Annotated in this window: 17 protein-coding genes; 7 read left to right on the forward strand and 10 right to left on the reverse strand. The window is 71.3% G+C overall.

Going from position 1 to position 20,766, the window contains the following annotated elements:
- Positions 1-6 precede the first annotated feature (6 nt).
- The 7 genes from araA to ABD832_RS21645 form a co-directional block, all read right to left on the reverse strand.
- Positions 7-1,503: an L-arabinose isomerase gene (gene araA / locus ABD832_RS21615; RefSeq protein WP_344898271.1), complete on the reverse strand. Its 1,497-nt coding sequence runs from the start codon at positions 1,501-1,503 to the stop codon at positions 7-9.
- A complete protein-coding gene (locus ABD832_RS21620; RefSeq protein ID WP_344898273.1) occupies positions 1,500-2,171 on the reverse strand; it encodes an L-ribulose-5-phosphate 4-epimerase in 672 nt (223 codons plus the stop codon). The genes araA and ABD832_RS21620 overlap by 4 nt, the downstream gene beginning before the upstream one ends.
- Positions 2,168-3,850 carry a ribulokinase gene (gene araB, locus ABD832_RS21625; protein ID WP_344898275.1) on the reverse strand — a complete coding sequence of 561 codons (1,683 nt, stop codon included), beginning with the start codon at positions 3,848-3,850 and terminating at the stop codon, positions 2,168-2,170. The genes ABD832_RS21620 and araB overlap by 4 nt, the downstream gene beginning before the upstream one ends.
- Positions 3,847-4,908, reverse strand: coding sequence for an ABC transporter permease subunit (locus ABD832_RS21630; RefSeq protein ID WP_344898277.1), 1,062 nt, complete (start codon positions 4,906-4,908; stop codon positions 3,847-3,849). The genes araB and ABD832_RS21630 overlap by 4 nt, the downstream gene beginning before the upstream one ends.
- On the reverse strand, positions 4,905-5,957 hold the full coding sequence (locus ABD832_RS21635) for an ABC transporter permease (protein ID WP_344898279.1): 1,053 nt from the start codon (positions 5,955-5,957) through the stop codon (positions 4,905-4,907). Before ABD832_RS21635 ends, ABD832_RS21630 begins: the two co-directional genes overlap by 4 nt.
- The gene (locus ABD832_RS21640; RefSeq protein WP_344898281.1) at positions 5,954-7,471 is read right to left on the reverse strand and encodes a sugar ABC transporter ATP-binding protein; all 1,518 of its coding nucleotides are present in this window, start codon (positions 7,469-7,471) and stop codon (positions 5,954-5,956) included. Before ABD832_RS21640 ends, ABD832_RS21635 begins: the two co-directional genes overlap by 4 nt.
- Before the next feature lie 310 nt (positions 7,472-7,781).
- Positions 7,782-8,771, reverse strand: coding sequence for a LacI family DNA-binding transcriptional regulator (locus tag ABD832_RS21645; RefSeq protein ID WP_413224548.1), 990 nt, complete (start codon positions 8,769-8,771; stop codon positions 7,782-7,784).
- A 235-nt stretch (positions 8,772-9,006) separates the two neighbouring features.
- On the opposite strand from ABD832_RS21645, the gene chvE reads away from it, so the two are divergent.
- From chvE to ABD832_RS21665, 4 genes are all read left to right on the forward strand, one after another.
- Positions 9,007-10,143: a multiple monosaccharide ABC transporter substrate-binding protein gene (gene chvE / locus ABD832_RS21650; protein ID WP_344898285.1), complete on the forward strand. Its 1,137-nt coding sequence runs from the start codon at positions 9,007-9,009 to the stop codon at positions 10,141-10,143.
- A gap of 104 nt (positions 10,144-10,247) precedes the next feature.
- Positions 10,248-11,777 carry a multiple monosaccharide ABC transporter ATP-binding protein gene (gene mmsA / locus ABD832_RS21655; RefSeq protein WP_344898287.1) on the forward strand — a complete coding sequence of 510 codons (1,530 nt, stop codon included), beginning with the start codon at positions 10,248-10,250 and terminating at the stop codon, positions 11,775-11,777.
- A gap of 9 nt (positions 11,778-11,786) precedes the next feature.
- A complete protein-coding gene (gene mmsB, locus ABD832_RS21660) occupies positions 11,787-13,040 on the forward strand; it encodes a multiple monosaccharide ABC transporter permease (RefSeq protein WP_344898289.1) in 1,254 nt (417 codons plus the stop codon).
- A 248-nt stretch (positions 13,041-13,288) separates the two neighbouring features.
- Entirely contained in the window at positions 13,289-14,404 is a 1,116-nt protein-coding gene (locus ABD832_RS21665; RefSeq protein WP_344898291.1) for a TerC family protein, read from the forward strand.
- Positions 14,405-14,444: 40 nt separating this feature from the next.
- Here ABD832_RS21665 and ABD832_RS21670 read toward each other — a convergent pair whose 3' ends face one another.
- Positions 14,445-15,230, reverse strand: a complete 786-nt coding sequence (locus ABD832_RS21670) for a maleylpyruvate isomerase family mycothiol-dependent enzyme (protein ID WP_344898293.1) — start codon at positions 15,228-15,230, stop codon at positions 14,445-14,447.
- A 253-nt stretch (positions 15,231-15,483) separates the two neighbouring features.
- On the opposite strand from ABD832_RS21670, the gene ABD832_RS21675 reads away from it, so the two are divergent.
- Together ABD832_RS21675 and ABD832_RS21680 are read left to right on the forward strand one after the other, a co-directional pair.
- Positions 15,484-16,194: a TetR/AcrR family transcriptional regulator gene (locus tag ABD832_RS21675; RefSeq protein WP_344898295.1), complete on the forward strand. Its 711-nt coding sequence runs from the start codon at positions 15,484-15,486 to the stop codon at positions 16,192-16,194.
- Positions 16,195-16,228: 34 nt separating this feature from the next.
- The gene (locus tag ABD832_RS21680; protein WP_344898297.1) at positions 16,229-18,508 is read left to right on the forward strand and encodes an SDR family NAD(P)-dependent oxidoreductase; all 2,280 of its coding nucleotides are present in this window, start codon (positions 16,229-16,231) and stop codon (positions 18,506-18,508) included.
- A gap of 52 nt (positions 18,509-18,560) precedes the next feature.
- On the opposite strand, the gene ABD832_RS21685 is transcribed toward ABD832_RS21680, so the two are convergent.
- Positions 18,561-19,232 (reverse strand): ArsR/SmtB family transcription factor, encoded by a 672-nt coding sequence (locus ABD832_RS21685; protein ID WP_344898299.1) that lies wholly within the window; start codon positions 19,230-19,232, stop codon positions 18,561-18,563.
- A 4-nt stretch (positions 19,233-19,236) separates the two neighbouring features.
- Positions 19,237-19,731: a cupin domain-containing protein gene (locus ABD832_RS21690; RefSeq protein WP_344898301.1), complete on the reverse strand. Its 495-nt coding sequence runs from the start codon at positions 19,729-19,731 to the stop codon at positions 19,237-19,239.
- A 255-nt stretch (positions 19,732-19,986) separates the two neighbouring features.
- Between ABD832_RS21690 and ABD832_RS21695 the strand changes: the two genes are divergently transcribed.
- Positions 19,987-20,583, forward strand: coding sequence for a DUF1349 domain-containing protein (locus tag ABD832_RS21695; protein ID WP_344898303.1), 597 nt, complete (start codon positions 19,987-19,989; stop codon positions 20,581-20,583).
- Positions 20,584-20,766 lie beyond the last annotated feature (183 nt).

Below are 20,766 nucleotides of genomic sequence, written 5' to 3' on the forward strand. Positions count from 1 at the left end.
CTCCCCTCAGAGACCCTGGGCCAGGCGGTAGTACGCCTGGTTCCAGCGGATCTCCTTGGCGAACTGGCGGGGGGTGGTGTCGGCGTCGATGACCAGCAGCTCGACCCCGAGCATGTCGGAGAAGTCGGTGAGCTCCTCGACGGTCAGCGCGGCCGACAGCACGGTGTGGTGCGGCCCGCCCGCGGTCAGCCAGGCCTCCGCCGAGGTGCTCAGCGAGGGACGGGGCTTCCACACCGCGCGGGCGACGGGCAGGCTGGGCAGCGGCTGGGCCGGGGCGACCACGTCGATCTCGTTGGCCACGAGCCGGAACCGGTCCCCCATGTCGGCCAGGCCGAGCACCACGGCCGGGCCGGGCTCGGCGTCGAACACCAGCCGGACCGGGTCCTCGCGGCCGCCGATGCCCAGCGGGTGGATCTCGCAGGAGGGCACCCCGGAGGAGATCGTCGGGCAGACCTCCAGCATGTGCGCGCCCAGGATGACCTCCTCGCCGGGCGTCAGGTGGTAGGTGTAGTCCTCCATGAAGGAGGTGCCGCCCTCCAGGCCGGCCGACATCACCTTGAGCGTGCGGACCAGCACCGAGGTCTTCCAGTCGCCCTCGCCGCCGAAGCCGTAGCCGTCGCCCATCAGGCGCTGCACGGCCAGGCCGGGAAGCTGCCGCAGCCCGCCCAGGTCCTCGAAGTTGGTGGTGAACGCGCCGAAGCCGCCCTCGGTGAGGAAGTGGCGCAGCCCCAGCTCGATACGGGCGGCGTAGCGCAGCGCGTCGTGCCGCTCGCCCCCGGCGCGCAGCTCGGGAGCGACCTTGTAGGTGTCCTCGTACTCGGTGGTCAGCGTGTCCACGTCGGCGTCGGAGGAGGCGTCGACGACGGCGACCAGGTCGTTGACGCCGTAGGTGTTGACCGAGACGCCGAAGCGCCGCTGTGCCTCGACCTTGTCGCCCTCGGTGACGGCCACGTCGCGCATGTTGTCGCCGAAGCGGGCCAGCCGCAGCGTGCCCACCTCGGCGCGGCCTGCCGCGGCCCGTGCCCAGGCCGAGACGCGGGCGGCCACGGCCGGGTCGCTCACGTGCCCGGCGACGGTCTTGCGCGGCACGCCCAGCCGGGACTGGATGTAGCCGAACTCGCGGTCGCCGTGGGCGGCCTGGTTGAGGTTCATGAAGTCCATGTCGATGGAGCTCCACGGCAGTTCCACGTTGGCCTGGGTGTGCAGGTGCAGCAGCGGGGTGCGCAGCGCGTCCAGGCCGGCGATCCACATCTTCGCCGGGGAGAAGGTGTGCATCCAGGCGATGATCCCGATGCAGTCGTCGGCCGCGTTGGCCTCCAGGCACACCCGGCGGATCGCCGCGGCGTCGGTGAGCACCGGCTTCCACACCAGGCGGAACGCCAGCCGCTCGCCGAGCTCCTCGGCGATGCGCCGCGACTGCTCGGCGACCTGGGCCAGCGTCTCCTCTCCGTACAGCCCCTGGCTTCCGGTGAGGAACCAGATCTCACGCTCGTGGACGGTCAACGCGGACTCCTTTGCCCGTAGACGTTCTGGTAGCGGTCGTACAGACGGTCGATGTCGGGTCGCGCGATCGGCAGCGGCTCGCCGAGCTGGCGGGCCACGTGCACGGTGCGCGCGACGTCCTCGCACATCACCGCGGCCTTGACCGCGGCGCGGGCGTCGGCGCCGACGGTGAAGACGCCGTGGTTCTGCATCAGGACCGCCGGGGAGCGGTGGCCCTCCAGGGTGGCGACGATGCCCTTGCCGATGTCGTCCCCGCCGATCAGCGCGAACGGCCCGACCGGGATCTCGCCGCCGAACTCGTCGGCCATCGCCGTCAGCACGCACGGGATGGCCTCGCCGCGCGCGGCCCAGGCCGAGGCGTAGGTGGAGTGGGTGTGCACCACCCCGCCCACCTGCGGCATCGCCCGGTAGACGTAGGCGTGCGCGGCGGTGTCGCTGGAGGGCGACAGCTCGCCCTCGACCAGCTCGCCGTCCAGGTCGCACACCACGATCGACTCCGGTGTCAGGTCGTCGTAGGACACCCCGGACGGCTTGATGACGAACAGGTCCTCACCCGGGACCCGGCCGGAGACGTTGCCTGCGGTCCAGGCGACCAGGCCGTAGCGGACCAGCTCCTCGTGGAGACGGCACACCGTCTCCTGGAGCCTCCGTACCGTGACGCCGCTCACGCGTCCTCCTCCTTCTCGTCACCGGGTCGGCTCGCCTCGTAGCGCAGGGCCCGCAGGCCGTGCAGCATCGCTCCGTCGGCGAAGTGGTCGTGCAGCCGGCGGTACTCGGCGTACAGCCGGTCGTAGGCGTCGGCGCGGCCGGGGTCCGGCCGGTAGACGGTCTCGCCGCGCCCGCCCATCGCGGCCGACGCCGCGGTGATGTCGGGGTATGCCCCGGCCGCGACGGCGGCGTGGATCGCCGATCCCAGGGCACATCCCTGCTCGGAGCCGATCACCGAGATCGGGCGGCGCAGCACGTCCGCGTAGACCTGCATCAGGAAACGGTTCTTGATCAGCCCGCCGGCCGCGACGAAGTCGGTGACGGCCACCCCGGACGCCTCGAAGGTCTCCACGATCGTACGGGCGCCGAACGCGGTGGCCTCGATCAGCGCGCGGTAGGTGTCCTCGGGCCGGGTCGCGAGCGTCTGGCCGACGACCACGGCGGAGAGGTTGTGGTCGACCAGCACCGAGCGGTTGCCGTTGTGCCAGTCGAGCGCCACCAGGCCGTGCCGGCCGACCGGCTGGGCCGCGGCGAGCTCGGTGAGGTACCCGTGCACGCTCAGCCCGCGCCGCTCGGCCTCGCGCTCGTAGGAGCCGGGCACCGAGGTCTCGACGAACCAGCCGAAGATGTCGCCGACGCCCGACTGGCCGGCCTCGTACCCCCACAGTCCGGGCACGATGCCGTCGCGCACCACCCCGCACATGCCGGGGACCTCGGCCAGGGTGTCCGACGGCATGACGTGGCAGGTGGAGGTGCCCATGATGGCGACCATCTGGCCGGGACGGACCGCGTCGGCGGCGGCGGAGGTGACGTGGGCGTCCACGTTGCCGACCGAGATCGGGGTGCCCTCCGGCAGCTTGGTCCACTCGGCGGCGCGGGCGGTCAGCCGGCCCGCGAGGCCGCCGAGCGGCGACGGCTCGCCGCCGAGCTTGGCGGTGAAGCCGGTGAAGCCGGGGTCGAGCTCGGCGAGGAACTCCTTCGACGGGTACTGCCCGTCCTGGCGGACGGCCTTGTACCCGGCGGTGCAGACGTTGCGGGTCTCCACGCCGGTGAGCTCCCAGACGATCCAGTCGGCGGCCTCGATCCAGCGCTCGGCGCGGTCGTAGATCTCCGGGTCCTCCTGGAGGACCTGCAGGCCCTTGGCGAACGACCACTCCGAGGAGATCTTCCCGCCGTAGCGCGGCAGCCAGCTCTCCCCGCGGCGGGCGGCGACCGCGTTGATCCGGTCGGCGTGCGGCTGCGCCGAGTGGTGCTTCCACAGCTTGGGCCAGGCGTGCGGCCGGCCGGTGAACTCCTCCAGCTCGCACAGCGGGGTGCCGTCGGCGGTGGCCGGCAGCACGGTGCAGGCGGTGAAGTCGGTGCCCAGGCCGATGATCTGGGACGGGGAGACGCCGGCCGCGGCCACCGCCTCGGGCACCGCCGTGCGCAGCACGTCCCGCCAGTCCTCGGGCGACTGCAGCGCCCAGTCCGGGCCCAGGGGCGCTCCGCCCCCCGGCAGCCGGTCCTCGATCACCCGGTGGGCGTACTCGTGCACGGCGGAGCCGACCTCGGCGCCGTCGCTCACCCGCACCACCACGGCGCGGCCCGACAGCGTGCCGAAGTCGACCCCGACCGTGTAACGATCACTGTTAACGTTCACATGCTCTCCCGGGACATCAGGACCTCCGTGGACGGGGCCCCGGTGCGACCCCTCGCACCGGGGCCGTGGTTCAGGTGCGGCGGATCACGCCGAGGCGCTGCAGCAGGATGAAGGCGAACAGCAGCAGGCCGATGACGATCCTGGTCCACCAGGGACTGAGGGTCCCCTCGAAACTGATGATCGTCTGGATCAGCCCGAGGATGAGCACCCCCAGCACGGTGCCGACCAGGTATCCCGACCCCCCCGGTCAGCAGGGTGCCGCCGATCACCACCGCGGCGATCGCGTCCAGCTCCATGCCGACCGCGTGCAGCGGGTTGCCGGACAGCATGTAGAAGGAGATCAGCACCCCGCCCAGCGCCGAGCAGAAGCCGCTGATCGTGTAGACGGCGATCTTCGTTCTGGCCACCGGCAGTCCCATGAGCAGCGCCGACTGCTCACTGCCGCCGGTGGCGTACACGTTACGCCCCAGCCTGGTGTACTGCAGCACGTAGGCCCCGATGACGATCACCACGAACGCCACGATCACGCTGGGCGAGATGAACGCGCCGCCGGGCATGTCGATCCTGGTCTGGGCCAGGGCGGTGTAGGCGGGGTCGGTGATGGAGATCGACTCGGTGCCGATGACGTAGCACAGCCCGCGGGCCAGGAACATGCCGGCCAGCGTCACGATGAACGGCTGGATGTCGAAGTACTGGATCACGCAGCCCATGGCCAGGCCGATCACCGCGCCGATCAGCAGCACCAGCGGGATGACCAGCAGCGGGGACCAGCCCTTGTTCGTCACCAGGCTCGCCGAGACCATCGTGGCGAGCGCGGCCACCGCCCCCACCGACAGGTCGATGCCTCCGGTGAGGATGACGAACGTCATGCCGACCGCCAGGACCAGCAGGAACGCGTTGTCGACGAAGACGTTGAGCACCACCTGGCCGGAGGCGAAGCCCTCGTAGCGCAGGCCGCCGGCCGTGAACATCGCCAGGAAGAGCCCGGCGGTCACCAGCACCGGCACGTACGCCCTCGGGAACGGGCGGTTCAGGGAGAGAACGCTGGGGGTGGTCATGCCGGGATCCTCACCTTCGCATCGGTACCGGAGGAGGGGGCGGCGGGACGGCCGCGTTCCCTGCGGCGGAACACCTTCGCCCGGAAGGTGGGTGACTGCAGCAGGCACACCAGGACGATGACGAGCGCCTTGAACAGCAGCGTCGTCTCCGGCGGCACGCCGATGGAGTAGATCGTGGTGGTCAGCGTCTGGATGATCAGCGCGCCGAGCACGGTGCCGCCGAGCGAGAAGCGCCCGCCGACCAGCGAGGTGCCGCCGATCACGACGGCGAGGATCGCGTCGAGCTCGATCCACAGGCCGGCGGCGTTGCCGTCCGCGCTGGAGATGTTGGAGCTGATCATCAGCCCGGCGATGCCGGCGCACAGCCCGCAGAAGGTGTAGACCAGGATGATCAGGCCCCGGGAGCGGATGCCCGCCAGGCGGCTGGCCTCGGCGTTGCCGCCGACGGACTCGATCAGCAGGCCGAGCGCCAGGCGCCGGGTGAGGAACGCGGTCACCGCGAGCACGACCAGCACGATCAGGATGCCGAACGGCACGGTCAGCCAGTACCCGCCGCCGACGAGCTTGTACGGGGTGCTGTTGATCGTGATGATCTGGCCGTCGGTGATGAGCTGGGCGACCCCGCGGCCGGCGACCATCAGGATCAGCGTCGCGATGATCGGCTGGATGCCGATGCCGGCGACCAGGAAGCCGTTCCACACCCCCAGGACCAGGGAGAGGGCCAGCGCCAGGCCGATCGCGGTCAGGACGCCGCCCACGGCGTTCTGGTCCTCCAGCCCGCTGATCTGCAGGCAGGCCAGGGCTCCGGAGATGGCCACCACCGAGCCGACCGACAGGTCGATGCCGCCGGTGGCGATGACCAGCGTCATGCCGATCGCGACCAGGATCAGGGGGGCGCCGAAGCGGATGATGTCGATGAGGCTGCCGTAGAGGTGACCGCCCTTCATCTCCACCGACAGGAAACCGTCGGTGAAGACGACGTTGACGGCCAGCAGCAGCACGAGGATGAGGGCCGGCCAGAAAAGGCGGTGCCGGATCACCTGGTTCATGTGCGGGCTCCGCTCGCGATGGTCTGCATCAGTACGTCCGTGGTCAGGGCGTCGTCGTTGGGAAGCTGGGCCACCAGGTGCCGGTCGCGCAGCACGCCGACCCGGTGGCTCAGGCGCAGCACCTCCTCCAGCTCGGCGGAGATGAACAGCACGGCCATGCCCCCGTCGGACAGGGAGGCGACCAGCCGCTGGATCTCCGCCTTGGCCCCGACGTCGATGCCGCGGGTCGGCTCGTCCAGGATGAGCAGGCGCGGCTCGACGATGAGCCAGCGGGCCAGCAGCACCTTCTGCTGGTTGCCGCCGCTGAGGTTGCGGACGAGCTGCTCGGGGTTGGGCGGGGTGATCTTCAGGGCGGAGATGTACTTCTCCACCAGCTCGTCCTGGCGCCGCCGCGGCACCGGCCTGGCCCAGCCGCGCGCCGCCTGCAGGGCGAGGATGATGTTCTCCCGCACGGTCAGGTCGGCGATCAGGCCCTCGGTGCGCCGGTTCTCCGGGCAAAAGGCGATCTTGTGGGACGTGGCCGCGCGCGGGGTGCGCAGTGAGGTGGGCGTCCCGTCGACGACGACCTCGCCGGTGCCGGCGTGGTCGGCCCCGAAGAGCAGGCGGGCGATCTCGGTGCGGCCCGAGCCGAGCAGCCCGGCCAGCCCCAGCACCTCGCCCTCGTGGATGGTCAGGGTGAACGGCTCCACGGCCCCGGTCCGGCCGAGCTCGCGCGTCTCGACGACGACCTTGGCGTCCGGGGACAGGTCCTTGGGCTTGTCGTCGAGGCGTTCCAGGTCGGCGAGCGCCTGGCCGATCATCTTGCCGACCAGCTCGACCTGGCCGAGCTCGCTGGTGAGGTACTCGCCGACCAGCCGGCCGTTGCGCAGGATCGTCATCCGGTCGGCGATCTCGTAGATCTGGTCCAGGAAGTGCGAGACGAACAGGATGGCGATCCCCTCGTCCTTGAGCCGCCGCATCACCCGGAACAGCTGCGCGACCTCGCCGGCGTCCAGGCTGGAGGTGGGCTCGTCGAGGATGAGCACGCTCGCGGAGATGTCGACCGCCCGCGCGATCGCCACCATCTGCTGCACGGCCGGCGAGTACGACGACAGCGGCGCGTTCACGTCCAGGTCGAGCTCCAGGCGGGTGAGCAGCGCTGCGGCGCGGGTGCGCATCTCGCCCCAGCGGATGCGGCCCAGGCGGCGCGGCTCGCGCCCGATGAAGATGTTCTCCGCCACCGACAGGTTCGGGCAGAGGTTGATCTCCTGGTAGACCGTGCTGATCCCGGCCCGCTGCGCCTCCAGCGGGCCGGTGAAGGATACGGGCCTGCCGGCCAGCTCGATCTCGCCGGCGTCGATGTGGTGCACGCCGGTGAGGACCTTGATCAGGGTGGACTTGCCCGCGCCGTTCTCGCCCATCAGGGCGTGCACCTCGCCCGGCAGGAGCCGGAAGTCCACGCCGTCCAGCGCCTTGACGCCGGGGAACTCCTTGCTGATGCCGGTCATACGCAGGATCGGATCGGGTGCGGTCATACGACGTCCCTTGTGCTCGCGGGGACGGGCCGTCCGCCGGGGGCGGCTCGTCGGGTCGATGGTGAGGGGTGCGGGGGGCACGGACGTCCCGGCCCCCGACGAGGATCTCCGGGGCCCGGGCCGGAACCGGAACGGAGGCCCGAGCCGGAACGAGGGCCCGAGCCGGAACGGGAGCAGGAGCCGAGGCCGGTCCCGGCTCCGATGCCGGTCCCGAGGCGAGATCCGACGCCGGTCCCGAGGCGAGATCCGACGCCGATGCCGGCGCCGATGCCCGTGCCGGCCTCCGGTGCGGTTCGCGACACGTCCGCGCTCATCCGCCCGGCGGCGCGGTGCTGGCTCTGGCCACGAACCGCGGCGGGACGACGTGACGTTCGTGGGACCATTCCGCTCCCGCCTCCAGCTGCCTGAGCAGCACTTCGATGCTGTGCCCGCCGACCGCCCCGAAGTCCTGGCGGATCGTGGTGAGCGGGGGCGTGAAGAACTCCGACTCGGGGATGTCGTCGAACCCCACGATGCTGATCTGCTCGGGCACCCGCACGCCCCGCTCGGCGAAGGCCCGCAGTGCCCCCAGGGCCATCTGGTCGTTGGCGACGAACACCGCGGTGACCCCGGGCGTCCGCGCCAGGCGCAGTCCCGCCCGGTAGCCCGACCTCGGGCTCCAGTCGCCGGGCAGCGCCTCGGGGACGGGACGGCCGGCGGCGGCCAGCGTGCCGCGCCAGCCCTCCAGCCGTCCCTCGACCTCCAGCCAGTCCGGCGGTCCCGCGATGTGCCAGACGGTCTCGTGGCCCAGGTCGAGCAGGTGCCGGACGGCCAGGCGGGCGCCCTCCACCTGGTCGACGCTGACCACCGAGACGTCGCCGTCGTGGCCGCCCTCGACGGCGACCACGGGGATGTCGGTGGGCGCGTCGGCCAGCGCCGGGGCGGCCGAGCGTTGCGGCGCGACCACCACGATGCCGTCGACGCCCTGCTCGGCGAGGTAGCCGAGCGCGTCGCGCACGCCCGCGGTGTCGATGGTCTTGAGGCTGACCATGCTGACGAAGTAGCCGGCCGCCCTGGCCGCCTGCTCGATGCCGTAGACCATGCTGGCCGGGCCGTACAGGGTGGTGTCGAAGCTGACCACGCCCAGGGTGCGGGTGTGCCGGGTGACCAGGGCACGGGCGACCATGTTGCGGCGGTAGCCCAGCTCGTCGATCGCCTCCAGGACGCGGGCCCGGGTCTCGGCGCGCACGTTGGGGTGATCGTTGAGCACCCGGGAGACCGTCTGGTGGGAGACGCCCGCCTTCGTCGCGACGTCGGCCATCACCGGTGGGCGGCGGTCGCGGTTCGCGGTCACGGTCGGCTCCTTCTGGTGGCTTGGGACAGACTGTGAGCGTTAACAACACCCCGCGTCAAGCGTCTCCCGCGTTACGGTCCGGTTACACCAAGATCTTTGTTAACACCCTCTTGACGTGGTGGCCACTACCGCCTTAACTGACCCATACCCTTTTGTTAGCGCTCACATCTCCCGCGAGAAATACCCATACTGGAGGTATGCGATGAAGTTCGCGAAGCTGGCCACCGCAGCGGTGAGCCTGGCTCTCGCCATGGGGGTGACGGCCTGTGGTTCGAGCGTCAAGACCTCGGAGCAGGCCGCGACGAGCGGGGCCTCGGCCGCGCCCGCCGACACCCTGGTCGGCGTGACGATGCCCACCAAGTCCTCCGAGCGCTGGATCCACGACGGCGACAACGTCAAGAGCGCTCTGGAGAAGCTGGGCTACAAGGTCGACCTGCAGTACGCCGAGAACGACATCCCCACGCAGGTCAACCAGATCGAGAACCAGATCACCCGCGGCGCCAAGCTGCTGATCATCGCCTCGATCGACGGCACCGCCATCACCACCCAGCTCCAGCAGGCAGCCGACAAGAAGATCCCGGTCATCGCCTACGACCGGCTGATCCGCAACTCGCCGAACGTCGACTACTACGCCACCTTTGACAACTACAAGGTGGGCGTGCAGCAGGCTACCTCGCTGCTGGTCGGCCTCAAGCTGAAGAAGGAGGACGGCTCCGAGGGCGACGCCAAGGGCCCGTTCAACATCGAGGTCTTCGCCGGCTCGCCCGACGACAACAACGCCACGTTCTTCTTCAACGGCGCGATGGACACCCTCAAGCCCTACATCGACAAGGGCACCCTGGTCGTCAAGAGCAAGCAGACCGACTTCAAGACCGTCGCGATCCTGCGCTGGGACCCGGCCACCGCGCAGAAGCGCATGGAGGACCTGATCACCAAGTACTACTCCGGTGACACCAAGGTCCAGGGCGTGCTCTCCCCGTACGACGGCCTGTCCATCGGCATCCTGTCGGCCCTCAAGAGCAGCGGCTACGGCACCTCCGGCCAGCCCTACCCGATCGTGACCGGCCAGGACGGCGAGGTCGCCTCGGTCAAGTCGATCATCGCCGGTGAGCAGTACGCGACGATCTACAAGGACACCCGCCAGCTCGCCGCGGTCACCGTCGAGATGGCCGACGCCGTGCTCAAGGGCGGCAAGCCCGAGGTGAACAACACCAAGGACTACGACAACGGCAACAAGGTCGTGCCCTCCAACCTGCTGGAGCCGGTGATCGTGTACAAGGACAACTACAAGAAGGTCCTCATCGACTCCGGTTACTACACCGAGGACCAGCTCAAGTAGGACCGATCGGCACGACGGCGGACGGGACATCCGGCCGGTGGCGACCCCCGTCGCCGCCGGCCGGATGCTCGGAAGGTGGAGGGGACCTTGCGAAGGCGGGCGGCATGACCGACGACATACTCCGGATGCGCGGCATCACCAAGACGTTCCCGGGCGTCAAAGCCCTGCAGGACGTCAACCTGGTGGTCCGCAGGGGCGAGATACACGCGATCTGCGGGGAGAACGGCGCCGGCAAGTCGACGCTGATGAAGGTCCTCTCGGGGGTGTATCCGCACGGCTCGTACGAGGGCGAGATCTTCTTCGAGGGTGAGCAGTGCCGCTTCTCCGACATCAGGGACAGTGAGAAGCTCGGCATCGTGATCATCCACCAGGAGCTGGCGCTCAGCCCGTACCTGTCGATCGCGGAGAACATCTTCCTCGGCAACGAGCGGACCGGCCGCGGCCTGATCGACTGGAACCGGACCAACGCCGAGGCCACCGAGCTGCTGGAGCGCGTCGGGCTCCGGGAGAACCCGACGACGCTCGCGATGGACATCGGGGTGGGCAAGCAGCAGCTCGTGGAGATCGCCAAGGCGCTGTCGAAGCGGGTACGGCTGCTCATCCTCGACGAGCCGACCGCCTCGCTCAACGACGAGGACTCCGCGCACCTGCTCGACCTGCTGCGCGGGCTGCGCGACGAGGGCATCACCTCGGTGATCATCTCGCACAAGCTGAACGAGATCCGGGCCATCGCCGACTCCACCACGATCCTGCGGGACGGGCGGACGATCGAGACCCTGGACATGCGCGGCGACGACGTCAGCGAGGACCGCATCATCTCCGGCATGGTCGGCCGCGACCTGGAGCACCGCTTCCCGCCGCACGAGCCGGACATCGGCGAGGAGGTGCTGCGGATCGAGGACTGGACCGTGCACAGCCCCGCCGACCACGACCGCGTGGTGGTCGCCGGCGCCTCCCTGACGCTGCGCCGGGGCGAGATCGTCGGCCTGGCCGGCCTGATGGGCGCCGGCCGCACCGAGCTGGCGATGAGCGTGTTCGGCCGCAGCTACGGGGTGGGCATCACCGGCCGCGTCTACAAGAACGGCAGGGAGATCAAGGTCCGCACGGTCGGCGAGGCGATCGAGCACGGCATCGCGTACGCCACCGAGGACCGCAAGCGCTACGGGCTGAACCTGATCGAGGACATCAAGCGCAACGTCTCGGCCGCGGCGCTGGGCAAGCTGGCCAGGCGCGGCTGGGTGGACGACAACAGGGAGTACGAGGTCGCCGACGGCTTCCGGGAGAGCATGAACATCAAGGCTCCCAGCGTGCTGTCGGTCACCGGGAAGCTGAGCGGCGGCAACCAGCAGAAGGTCGTGCTGTCGAAGTGGATCTTCACCGACGCCGACGTGCTGATCCTCGACGAGCCCACCCGCGGCATCGACGTGGGTGCCAAGTACGAGATCTACTCGATCATCAACCGGCTCGCCGAGCAGGGAAAGGCCGTTCTGGTCATCTCCTCGGAGCTTCCCGAGCTGCTGGGCGTCTGCGACCGCATCTACGCCATGTCGGCCGGTCGCATCACCGGTGAGGTCTCCCGCGCGGAGGCCACCCCGGAGCGGCTCATGCAGTTCATGACCAAGGAAAAGGAATAGGGGAAGACAATGAGCAGCGGCAAGGTCCCGACAGAAACCGCGCCACCGACCGGCAGCCTTCCCCTGGTGCCCGCGAAGACGCCGGCGGGCCGTTTCTCGGTCAACCTGCGGCAGAGCGGCATCTACATCGCCTTCGCGCTGATCATCGTGCTGTTCTCCGTCCTGACCGACGGTGAGCTGCTCAGCCCGCAGAACATCTCCAACATCGTGGTGCAGAACTCCTACATCCTGATCCTGGCGATCGGCATGATCCTGATCATCATCGCCGGTCACATCGACCTGTCGGTGGGATCGGTGGTGGGGCTCACCGGCGCGATCGCGGCGGTGCTCATGGTCGACATGGACGTGGCGTGGCCGCTGGCGATCCTCGTCACGCTGGTCGCCGGCGCGCTCATCGGGGCCTGGCAGGGCTACTGGATCGCCTACTTCGGCATCCCGGCGTTCATCGTCACCCTGGCCGGAATGCTGATCTTCAGGGCGCTGACCCTGACCGTGCTCGGCAACCAGGGCATCGGCCCCTTCCCCGACCAGGTCCGCACCCTGGCCAACGGCTTCGTGCCCGGCTACTTCGGCAACATCGGCCTGGGCCCGCTCGGCGGCGCCGACCTGCTGACGCTGCTGGTCGGCCTGGTCGCGGTGGGCGGGCTGGCCGTCACCCAGTGGCGGGCCCGCCAGGCCCGGCTGGGCTACCGGCAGAAGGTCGACGCGCTACCGCTGTTCCTGCTGAAGATCGGTGCCGCCGCCGCGGTGGTGATGGTGGTCATCGTGCAGCTGGCCAGGTTCAAGAACCTGCCCTGGGTGCTGGTGCTGCTGGCGATCCTGGTGCTGGGCTACACGCTGATGACCAACCGCGCCGTCTTCGGCCGCCACATCTACGCCATCGGCGGCAACCTGAACGCGGCGAGCCTGTCCGGCATCAAGGTCAAGTCGGTCACGTTCTGGATCTTCGTCAACATGGGGGTGCTCGCCGCGCTCGCCGGGATCATCTTCGCCGGGCGGCTGAACCAGGCCGGCCCGACCGCGGGCGGCAACTTCGAGCTGGACGCCATCGCGGCCGCGTTCATCGGCGGCGCCGCCGTCCAGGGCGGGGTCGGCAGGGTGGTCGGTGCCCTCACCGGCGGCCTGATCATGGCCGTGATCAACAACGGCATGTCACTGATCGGCGCGCCCAGCGAGCGGGTCCTGCTCTTCAAGGGCCTGGTCCTGCTGGCCGCCGTGGCGCTGGACGTCTGGACCAAGCGCCGGGCCGGCGGGGGCGGCTGACCCCGGGCCCGAGGACGGCCGCCGGGCGCGGCGGCCGTCGGCCCGTCACCTGCGCACAGGCCCGGCACAGGCCCGGCACAGGCCGGTGCCGGGCCGGTGACCGGGCGCGGCCCGCCGGGCGGTGGCGCCATGGTCGCCGGGCGGTGGCGCCGTGGTCGCCGGGCGGTGGCGCCGTGGCCGCCGGGCATGGTGTGGAGCCCCTTACGCCGGGTAAGGCGAATGATCTCGGCCGGTATGAGGGGACACGGATGGCGATCGACTCGTTGGGCATGTGGATCGCGGTCATCGGTCTGGTGGTGGTACTGCTCGCGATCGACTTCGTGGTGGCCGCGCGACGCCCGCACGCGGTGGGCCTGCGCGAGGCCACCGCGTGGACGGTCTTCTACATCGGCGTGGCCATCGCCTTCGGCCTGGTCCTGTGGTGGCTGGCCGGGGCCACGCTCGCCACCGAGTACTTCGCCGGCTGGATGGTCGAGAAGAGCCTGTCCGTCGACAACCTCTTCGTCTTCGTGATCATCATGGCGCGGTTCTCCGTGCCGCCGGAACACCAGCAGAAGGTGCTGCTGTTCGGCATCGCCACCGCCCTGGTGCTGCGTGCCATCCTCATCGCGGTCGGCGCCGCCGCCATCACCCTCTTCTCCCCCACGTTCCTGGTCTTCGGCCTGCTGCTGATCTGGACGGCGATCCAGCTCGTCCGGCACCGGAACGAGGACCCCGACGTCGAGAACAACCCGCTGATCAACGGCGCGAACAAGGTGCTCCCGGTCACCGAGGAACTGCACGGCGGCAAGCTCGTCACCCACGAGGACGGCAAGCGGATGGTCACGCCGCTGTTCGTGGTATTCATCGCCATCGGCAGCACCGACCTGCTGTTCGCGCTCGACTCCATCCCCGCGGTCTTCGGCGTCACCAGCCACCCGCTCATCGTCTTCTCCGCGAACGCCTTCGCGCTGCTGGGACTGCGTGCCCTGTACTTCCTGATCGAGGGCCTGCTGGAACGGCTGGTCTACCTGTCGATCGGCCTGGCGGTCATCCTCGCCTTCATCGGCCTCAAGCTCATCCTGTCGTTCCTGCACGAGGACGTCTCGAAGTCCTTCCCCGAGGTCTCCACCCCGCTCTCCCTGGGTGTGATCTTCCTGGTGCTGCTGATCACCGTCATCGCCAGCATGCGCCGGGTGCGCGCCCACCCCGAGGAGCGCGCGCACGCGGGAACCCTGCACCGGCTGCGCCGCAAGGACGGGGACCGGCGCGACGCCCCGGACGGCGACCGGGACGGCGGCCGGGGCGACGACCGTGACGGGACGGGAGACCCGGCGGAGGACCGGGAGGAACGGCCGGGCCACCGGGGACCCGCCGCCGACTGAGAAGCCGGCGCGCGGCCCCGTACCGGCTCGTGTCTGCCTGTCAGGCCAGGCAGCGCAGGGCGTCCCTGAGCCGGGCCTCCATCGGGTGGTCCTCCGGCAGCCGTCCGACCGTCGCCTCCACGAACACCGGCAGGGAGAGCTCCTGGCTCGTCCCGTACGCGTGCACCCGGACCGCGTTCCCGCCGTTCCCGCCGCTCCCGGTGTCCCCCGTATTCCCGGCGCTCCCGGTGTCCCCGGCACCGCCGGTGCCGACGAGTTCGGCGCGGGCCTCGGCGTTCTGCTCGGCCAGCACGAAGACGCCCACCCTGGCCCGCCAGCGGGCCCGCGCCGCGGCCTCGTCCGGTGCGACGGGCGCGCCCACGTCGTCGGCGTGGGTGGCGTACTCCGAGGCGTAGTGGAAGGTCTGCGACCCCACCGGGTACGGCCCGGCGAAGGTCGGCAGCGAGGCGTCGCGGCCGAGCGCGCGCATCCGCCCGCGGGTGTCGCCGTTCTCGCGCCGCCACTCCTGGAGCACCTCCGCCACCGGCAGGTGCCTGCGCCGCTCCACGCACCACGCGTTGAAACCGTCGAAGCCCTCCCCCGCGCCCTCGCGCCGGAGCATCGCGGTGAACCCGTCGATGTCGTCGTCCAGGCAGGCGTGGTTGTACAGCTCCTCCCCCGCCAGGTGCCCCAGCACGTCGCGGACGGACCAGCCCTCCGCCCGCGAGGGACGTCTCCAGCCCTCCTCGCCGAGCCCGGAGAAGTAACGGTCGAGACGGGCCGCCTCGGCGTCGAAGAGGTCGAACGGGTCGAGATCTTCCAGGGAGTCCTTCGGTTCTGTCGTCATGCCCCGGCAGTACCCGGGGAACGGCCTTCCTCCCCCGCGTGACGGCCGGGCCCGCCCCGCCCCGGCCCAGGATCCGCTCCCCGGCCTCGGGTGCCCCCGCGTGACGATCCGGCATGCCTCGTCCCCGTCCAGGACCTCGCCCCGGCCTCGTAACCCGATCCCCACCCCGGGGTCCTCCTCCCGCTCCGGGACGCCGCGCCAATCCCCTCACCGATGGATTATGAGGCGGGGACGAGCCTGGCAGACTGTCCGCATGAGCAACAGCGAGGGACCGGAGGGCGCGGCGGCGCCCCGGACGCGCCGCCGGGGGCGCCCGCCCGCGGACCGGTCGGCGCCGTCCACGCGCGACCGCGTCCTCGCCGAGGCGACCACCCTGTTCGCCCGGCACGGCGCCGACGGCGTCTCCATGCGCGACATCGCCGCCCGGGTCGGGATCGACGTCTCCAGCGTGCACCACCACTTCCCGTCGAAGGCGTCGCTGTACGACGCCTGCTTCGCCCGCGTCTTCGAGCTGGAGCAGGCCACGCTCACCCCGCCGGTGCGGGCCTTCCTCGCCGCGGTGCGCTCCGAGCCGGCCGGCGACGTGGTCGGGGCCGCGCACGACCTGGTGGACGCGTTCGTCGACTTCCTCGACGAGCACCCGCAGACCACGTTCCTGTGGCTGCGGCGGTGGCTGGACCCGACCCTGCACCTGTCCCTGGACGAGGCGTACTCGCTGCCGATCTACGGCGAGATCGAGCGGGCCCTGCTGGAGGCGGCCACCCGGGGCCTCGTCGTCGAGCCGACCCCGCACATCACCGTGCGCAGCCTGGTCTGGGCGGCCCACGGCCACGTGACCGCCCTGAGCGCGCGCGGGGGCGACGCCGTCACGGCCGACCGTGAGAGACGCGAGTTCCGCGCCTACGCCCACCGTTTCGTCGACCGGTTCTACGCACCCCCTGGCGCGGGCGCCGCGGACGGCTAGTATTCCATCATCTGATGGAATATGGAGGCAGCGGATGACCTCGACGGAACCGGCCCCGGACGCGACCTCCGACACCGCGCCACCGGGCCCGGACACGGCCGCGGGGGCCGCGCCGAGCCGGGGTGCGCTCCCTGGCGTCACACACGCCCAGGGAGGCACGGCCGCGGACGTCACGCCGAGCCGGGAGGCACTCCCCGGCGGCGTACCCGCCCGGGGGGTCACGGCCGTGGTCGGCGGCGGCGCGGCGGGCATCGCCGCGGCCAAGGCCCTCGTCGAGGCCGGTCTGCCCGTCCTCGGCATCGAGCGTGCCGCCTCCCTCGGCGGCCTGTGGCGGCTGGAACCCGGCACCGCCTCCTACGAGAGCCTCCGTCTCAACACCAGCAGGGCGCGGACCGAGTTCTCCGACTTCCCCATGCCGCGCGACTGGCCCGACTACCCCGGCCGTGCCCTGATGCTGGAGTACCTGCTCTCGTACGCCGACCACTTCGGCGTCGGCGAGCGGTTCCGGTTCGGCACCGTCCTGGAGTCCGCCCGGCGCGTGGACGAGGGCTGGGAGCTGGAGCTGACCGGTCCCGAGGGCCCGTACCGCGAACGGGTGGAGCACCTGGTGGTGGCCAACGGGCACAACCACGAACCCCGCCTGCCCGACCCGCCGTACCCGGGGACGTTCACCGGCACCGAGTCCCACGCGCACGACTACGTCGGCCCGTCCGAGCTGGCCGGCAGGCGGGTGCTCGTCGTGGGCACCGGCAACTCCGCGATGGACATCGCCGCCGAGCTGGCCGGGCACGCGTCCACCGTGCTGCTCTCGGCCAGGCGGGGCGTGTGGGTGCTGCCGAAGCGGCTGCTCGGCCGTCCCTCCGACCAGCTCAACGGCGCCCTCGCCGCCCTGCTGCCCTGGCGGGCGCGCCAGGTCGTCTCCCAGGCGGTCCTCAGGGTGGCCGCCCCCAGGTACGCCGGGCCGCGCCTGCCCGCTCCCGCCCGGGGCGTGCTCCAGGACCACCCGACCCTGAGCGACGCCGTTCCCGAGCTGGTGGCGCGGGGGGACATCCTGCCGCGCGCGGGCATCGCCCGCCTGGACGGCACCCGGGTCCACTTCACCGACGGCCGGGCGGACGAGGTCGACCACATCGTCTGGTGCACCGGCTACCGGGCCGTGACGCCGTTCCTCGACCCCGCCCTGGTGCCCGACCCGTCGTCCCTGCTGCTGTACCGTCACGTCTTCCCGATCGGCGACGCCTCGATCAGCTACATCGGCCTGATGCAGTCGACCGGCTCGGCGCTGCCCGTCGTGGAGGCCCAGGCCCGTCTCCTGGCCGCCGTGCGCGCCGGGACCCACCGGCTGCCCGACCCCGGGACCGCGCGCGAGATCGCCTCGGCCGAGCTCGCCGCCGCGCGCGACCGCTGGGGGGACCGCAGGCCGCACATGCGCATCGACGTCGACCGCTACCTCCACGTCATGCGGCGCGAGCTGCGTCCCGCCGCGTCCCGTCCGCTGGCCGGGCGCCGGATCCTGGTCACCGGGGCGGCCGGCACCTTCGGCAGGGCGATGAGCGCCCGGTTCACCGCCCTGGGCGCGCGCGTGGCCGGCCTGGACATCGCCCGCCCCACAGGCTCCGGCGACGGGTCCGGTGTCCCGATCATCTCGTGCGACATCACCTCCCCCGAGTCCGTCGACGCGGCCGTGGCCGAGGCCGTGACGCTGCTGGGCGGCATCGACGTGCTGGTCAACAACGCGGGCCGGGGCGGGCCCGCGCCCGCCGAGCTCGCCCCCGGCGAGGAGGCCGAGGCGCAGCTGCGGCTGAACCTCCTCGGCGCCTGGCGGGTGACGGCCGCGGCCATGCCCCATCTCGTCCGCGCCCGCGGGCGGGTCGTCTTCATCGCCTCGCGGATGGCGGTCCTGCCGCTGCCGCTGGCGGCGGCGTACGGCGTCTCCAAGCGGGCGCTGGCGGCCTACGCCGACGCGCTCCGCCTGGAGGTCGGCACGCACGTCGGCGTGACGACGGTCTACCCGAGCATGGTCCGCAGCCCGATCCACGACAGCACCAGGCAGGCCGGGCTCTCCCTGGACGCGGTCTCCAGGCCGGAACCCGTGGAGGGCGTGGTGGACGCGGTCGTCGGCGCCCTCACCGCCCGCCGCGCGCCGCGCGACGTGGCCACCACCGCCCGGGGACGCGTCGAGATGATGGTCGGCAGGCACGCCCCGGCCCTGGCCGACCGTCTCGTACGCCGCACCGTCGCGGCCCGGATCGCGGCCGGTGACCTCTCGGGCGCGCCCCTGGCCGCGGGCATGGTCCGCAGGCACCGGTCGTAGGAGGACGCGGGGGCCTCGGGGCCTCGGGAGGCCGTACGGGACGCCCCCACCGTCACCTCGTCGCGGTCCCCTCCTCCAGCCGGTTGCCCGTACGCCGCCAGCGGGTGATCCCGCCCTCCAGGGTGCGCGCCCGCAGGCCGTGGTCGCGCAGCAGCAGCACGGCCTGCGGGGAGACCACACAGTAGGGCCCGCCGCAATAGGCCACGATCTCGGCGTCCCGGGGCAGCTCGCCGAGCCGGTCCCGCAGCTCGGCCAGCGGGACCGAGACCGCCCCCGGCACGTGGCCGCGGGCGTGCGCGGCGGCGGGGCGGACGTCGACGACCACGACGCCGGGGTCGGCCAGACGCCGCGCCAGCTCCTCGGCGGTCACCGGCTCCAGCGCCACGGGGTCGCCGAGGTGCCGGGACACGGCCTGTCTGAGGTCCGCGAGCCTGCCGGCGGCGAAGTCCTGCAGCTCCCCCAGGAACCGGGAGACCCGCTCGTCGGCCAGCCGGTAGTAGACCCGCGTCCCCTCCCTGCGGCTCGTCACCAGGTGGGCGGCGCGGAGCTGCTGCAGCTGGGCCGAGGTGTTCTTCAGCGGGACGTCGGCCTCCTGGGAGAGCTGCTCGACGGTGCGCTCGCCCGCGTCGAGCACGTCGAGCAGCCTCAGCCGCACGGGACTGGCCAGCGTCCTGCCGATGCGCGCGAGCTGCCGGTAGATGGGCTCCTCGGGGAACTCCGTCACGACGTCAGACCATGTACTGGTCGTGGCGGAGGTAGAGCTCCGTCCACTCGGCGTCGGTCAGGGTACGCCCGCCGGTCGCGATCTCGGCGAGCTCCTCGAAGTACGCCTCGCGGGGCGCTCCGGGCGTGAAGAGGATCAGCATGGAGGCCGGTTCGCCGGACGTGTTGCAGAAGCTGTGGACGCCGCCCTGCGGGACGTACAGGAAGTCCCCCGCGGTCGCGTCGGCCGTGCGCTCCCCGTTGGACAGCCGGACCGTCCCGGACAGGACGAAGAACGACTCGGAGATGGTCCTGTGGAAGTGGGGCGCCGGACCGGTCGGCTTGCCTGACATGTCCCATCGGTACAGGCCGAACTGCCCGTCCGTCGACGCGCCCGTGCCCAGGTAGTGCACCCGCGTCCCGCCCTCGCCCATCATCAGGTCCGGTTCGGCGCTCGCGGGCCGGAAGACCCCGCTGCTCTCGCCCCGCTCGCCCAGGTAACGCGCCCGTGGGTACGACATCCCGCCCCCGCCTCTCCGTCGGCCAATGTTCCAAAGAACCATAGAACAGTCGACGATCAAGGGGAAGACCCGACGAAGACGGGCCTGTCGGTCCCTCCCACGGGAGCGGTACCGTCGCATCCCGGAGAAGATCACCTCCCGGTGCGGGATCTCCCGGACGGGCCGCCGCGCGGCCGTCCGGTCGTTCCCGGACCCGGCCGACCGGGGCCACCGTGAGGAGATCGTTCCCGGTTCACCGCGAAGAGGGAGAGACACATGTCCGAGCCGGTCACCCTGCCCGCCTTCCCCGAGCCGCTGCGCTGGCTGAACCCGCCGGTCGGATGGAGCGCCGACGGTGACGACCTGTCCGTCGAGGCGGGCCCGAACACCGACCTGTTCACCGACCCGGGCGGGCCCGACCGCTTCGCCAACGCACCGGCCCTGGTCGGGCGCCTGGACGGGGACTTCACGCTGAGCGCCCGCGTCCGGGCCGACCTGCTGTCCACCTACGACGCCGGGGTCCTGCTGCTGTACGCCGGCGAGCACGCCTGGGCGAAGTTCTGCCTGGAGATGTCCCCGCAGGGCAGGCCCACGATCGTCTCCGTGGTGACCCGGGGGGTGTCCGACGACTGCAACTCCCTGACCGTGGAGGGGGACGACATCAGGCTGCGGATCTCACGGATCGGCTCCGCCTTCGCCTTCCACGTCTCCACGGGCACGGGCTTCTGGCACCTGGTCAGGTACTTCGCGCTCGACGGGGACCCGGAGGTCGGCTTCCTGGCGCAGTCGCCCACCGGCCAGGGCTGCACCGTCCGCTTCGAGGACATCCGCCGTTCGCCGGAACGCCTCGCGGACCTGCGAAACGGCGAGTGACCCCGTCTCACCTGCGCATATGTCGGCCTATCAGATCAAAAAGGGGAATTAATTAAAACAAACAAAGAAGTGTCAATTATTTACACGTATTGCGATTCTGCTTTACGGTGCCGAATCAGCCGGTGTCCGGACGGGCCCGAGTACCCGTCCCCGAACCCCACCGGGTCCCCGGGTCCTCTCGGA

The organism is Streptosporangium longisporum (assembly GCF_039534895.1).
GTDB classification, from domain to species: Bacteria; Actinomycetota; Actinomycetes; order Streptosporangiales; family Streptosporangiaceae; genus Streptosporangium; species Streptosporangium longisporum.